This window comes from Moorena sp. SIO3I6, assembly GCF_010672095.1.
The window spans coordinates 1-3,067 of sequence record NZ_JAAHHU010000503.1; the positions used below are offsets into that span (position 1 = coordinate 1).

The 3,067-nt window shown below is 45.5% G+C and carries 3 protein-coding genes; 1 reads left to right on the top strand and 2 read right to left on the bottom strand.

Going from position 1 to position 3,067, the window contains the following annotated elements; translation table 11 throughout:
• Positions 1-2,102, top strand: a 2,102-nt coding sequence (locus tag F6K49_RS38630) for an SAV_2336 N-terminal domain-related protein (RefSeq protein WP_293105737.1), incomplete at its 5' end; no start/stop codon positions are given.
• On the opposite strand, the gene F6K49_RS38635 is transcribed toward F6K49_RS38630, so the two are convergent.
• Positions 2,086-2,256, bottom strand: a complete 171-nt coding sequence (locus F6K49_RS38635; RefSeq protein ID WP_293105740.1) for a hypothetical protein — start codon at positions 2,254-2,256, stop codon at positions 2,086-2,088. The two genes, F6K49_RS38630 and F6K49_RS38635, sit on opposite strands and share 17 nt — an antisense overlap.
• Positions 2,257-2,564: 308 nt before the next feature.
• On the bottom strand, positions 2,565-2,831 hold the full coding sequence (locus F6K49_RS38640) for a hypothetical protein (RefSeq protein ID WP_293105743.1): 267 nt from the start codon (positions 2,829-2,831) through the stop codon (positions 2,565-2,567).
• Positions 2,832-3,067: the final 236 nt, after the last annotated feature.

Genomic DNA, 3,067 nt, shown 5'->3' on the forward strand with positions numbered 1-3,067 from the left:
CCACTCCCTATCCTCGCCAGGTATTAATTGACCCGAAGAAACAACGTTTAATTTTATTGGTGAGTGATTGTATTTCTGTGGCTTGGCGCAGACAATTAATTCATCCAGTGCTCAAGTTGTGGGGACGCAATGGTTTACTGACTATCCTTCAGCTACTCCCTGAACGGCTTTGGGAACGCACGGCTTTAGCTTCAGAAATACCAGTGCAACTGCATTCTTTTAGTCCTGGAGTTGTCAATTCTCAGTTTATTGTTAAACCTTGGGATGAAGATGACAGTAAGTCTATTCAGAAGAAATCCTCTGTAAATGTTCCCGTGGTTACGTTAGAACACTACCCGCTACTGGCCTGGTCACAGGTAATTGCTGGTCATGGGAATGTTACCACAGTGGGGTTTAATTTTGATGTATCCCAAGACCCCCAAGTAGAGAGAAGAGCGGTAGATGGTAAACCCAATCAAACCCAACTCAAAGCACCAGCATTAGTTAGTCGATTTCGTGCTACGGCTTCTCCGATGGCGCGTCGGTTAGCTGGATTAATGGCAGCTGCTCCGGTTAGTTTACCTGTAGTGCAACTAATTCAGCAAACCCTGCTACCAAAATCTACCCAAATTCATGTAGCAGAGGTGTTTATGAGTGGACTGCTCCAGTCTATAACCCCTGTAGACCAAGATTCAAATCCCAATTATATTGAGTACGAATTTAAGCCAGGGGTAAAGGAGTTATTAGTAGATTCTGTACCCATTAGTAAAACCCTTTCAGTTCTTGATACAGTATCTGAGTTTATTGCTAAAAAATTAGGGTTATCAGTACAGGACTTTGAAGCGCGTTTACTTAAACCGGCAACTGCAAGTAATGATGGGTTAGAAGAAAAAATTCGTCCCTTTGCACACCTCAAGGCTCAAGTCTTAGGGCGATTAGGAGGGGAGTATGCTCGTTTGGCTGAACAACTCCTAATCTCAGAAACCCCTAGATCAGATCACAGGGAGGTAATCTTTAGCTGGTTACATCTGACTGACCTTCACTTGGGTATGGATGGCTTGGGGGATCTCTGGCCAAATATTGAGGAAATTTTCTTCGAGGATTTAGAGTACCTTTGTGAAAAGGTAGGCCCTTTTGATTTGGTAATGTTTACTGGGGATATTACCCAGCGCGGCAGTCAATCGGAATTCCAACAGGTAGACGAACTGTTAACTAATTTCTGGAACAAGTTTCGCGAGATGGGATTTGAGCCGAAGTTTCTGGCTGTACCTGGCAACCACGACCTGGTTCGACCAGATAACAAGTTTGATACCGCATTGATTTGTCTTGAGGATATGTGGGACAACCCTAAGATCCAAAAGCCATTTTGGGATAACATCGAATCTCCTTCCCGACAGCTTGTAATTAAAGCTTTCGAGAATTATGTTCAATGGTGGGAAAATACCACCGTACCTAAGCCCGATATCTATTCAGAGGGCATACTGCCAGGAGATTTTTCAGCAACAATTGAGAAAAACGGGTTCAGACTCGGAATTTTAGGACTCAATAGCGCCTTTCTGCAACTGATGGGCGGTGACAGACAAGGTAAGCTGGCTCTAGATATGCGCCAGTTCCATGGAGCCTGTCATAAAAATGGACCGTCTTGGGCAAAAGACCACCATGCCTGTTTGCTACTTACCCACCACCCCCAGCATTGGCTAACTGACGAAGCCCAAGCCCAGCTAATTGGGGAGATTCATAGTCCACCAGAACGATTCGCTTTGCATTTGTTTGGACACATGCACGGGGCCAACCTGAGAACCTTGGCGGAAGGTGGTGCTAATGCTCGACGCAGACTGCAAGGCTGTTCCCTGTTCGGTATGGAAGGGTGGGGGGAAAAAAACAACGAACGGGTGCATGGTTATTCACTATGCGAATTGAAGATCGAAGGAAACACCGCCTCCCTCAGCATCTACCCCCGTAAAGCAGAGAAAAAACAGGGCCGCGGATGGGAGATCGATCGCGATATTAGCTTTAGGCTGCCCAAAGGAGAGGAGGGCACGGAACCGGTAGCCGTGAAATTGTTGCGCAAAGGAGTAAAAAACTCGATCGGAAGCGAAAAAAAAATTAAATCCCCCCAGTAACATTACTAATCGTGGCACTCCCCACTTTGTGGGAAGAGGCGTAGGGTGGGCAAATGCTGTAATTTTCACTCGAATCGGGTCCATTTGCGGTGGCGTAGGGTGGGCAAATGCTGTACCTGAGACCATAAGCTTCGGGGTTTGGTGGGCAAATCATGATAATATGACTGACCATTTCATCTGGAATCCGGTCGATTTGCCCACCCTACAATAGCTCTTATTTTTGCTTTATTTTTTATTTTTAATTACCCCCCAAATTTGTGGCTATAAGCTTCGGGATTTGGTGGGCAAATCATGATAATATGACTGACCATTTCATCTGGAATCCGGTCGATTTGCCCACCCTACAATAGCTCTTATTTTTGCTTTATTTTTTATTTTTAATTACCACTTTATAGCCTCGTTGTCACTCCCTGAGTAGTTATGCAAAGCGCCGTAATGGGTAGTGCTATAAAAAAAAATCGGTCAAGTTGTGGTTAACCCCAATCCTTGACCGATTTCTATTGTGTAAGCCACCACAAATACAGCGGAGCTCAAATCTAGATACTGTTGATCAACGAATACATGAGACTTCTTGCAGAAGTCGGGAACAGGGAACAGGGAACAGGGAACAGTGGACAATAATTGACGTGACCTAACCCATAAGCTGTTCGCGCAGCGTGCGCGTAGCGCATAAGCTGATAGCTGATAACTGATAGCTGATAGCTGATAGCTTAAACATAACCTCCACAATTCCTAGTCGCCAGGGCGAAAACACCCTGTCTTGATGCAGTCGCTCATGGGGGAAACCCCCAAGACCGCGCTGCATCGCTGGCAAAACCCTATCCTAGTCTACATAGAAATATCGAATCAAAAAGGTCATAACCTCACCAGGCTTTTCAGTAGGTTCTGGAGTACGACCCTCGTCGGGATAGGCGTATTTCAGGCCATAGATAGCATTAATCGTATTCCGAACTTGTTCAGGAGAA

Coding starts and splice junctions, on each gene's coding strand:
- F6K49_RS38635 (WP_293105740.1), bottom strand. CDS start 2,256: ATGATTTGCCCACCAAACCCCGAAGCTTATGGTCTCAGGTACAGCATT.